The organism is Corallococcus interemptor (assembly GCF_003668875.1).
In the GTDB taxonomy this organism is placed as follows: domain Bacteria; phylum Myxococcota; class Myxococcia; order Myxococcales; family Myxococcaceae; genus Corallococcus; species Corallococcus interemptor.
Map to the genome: position 1 here is coordinate 1 of NZ_RAWM01000413.1, position 406 is coordinate 406.

The window sequence follows — 406 nt, forward strand, 5'->3', positions numbered from 1 at the left end:
GCTTTTAGAAGCAGCAGATTCTATAACTGCTTCACAGACCTTCTGTGTTTCCAGAGCCTCTTTAAATGTTGGCGAACATGGTTCCCCGGTTTCCAGGCTTTTTAAAAAATCTGCCACCTGATGAACGAAAGAATGTTCATATCCAATAGATAATCCCGGTACCCACCATTTATTCATGTACGGCTGGTCACCATCGGTAACAAGAACAGAGCGCCATCCACGAATAATCGATTCATCCCGATGATCAAAATATTCAAGTCGGTTAAGATCATGTAAGTCCCATCGAATAGAGGCATGTTCTCCATTGATTTCGAAAGTATACAAAGCTTTGTGTCCCCTTGCATAACGGGTTGACTCAAACAGCCCTAATGAGCCGTTTTGAAAATGACAGTGAAAAATACAGGCA

General features: G+C 42.1%; 1 protein-coding gene. It reads right to left on the reverse strand.

The features are described from left to right. Positions 1-406, reverse strand: a 406-nt coding sequence (locus tag D7X96_RS39360; protein WP_244219891.1) for a Gfo/Idh/MocA family oxidoreductase, incomplete at both ends; no start/stop codon positions are given.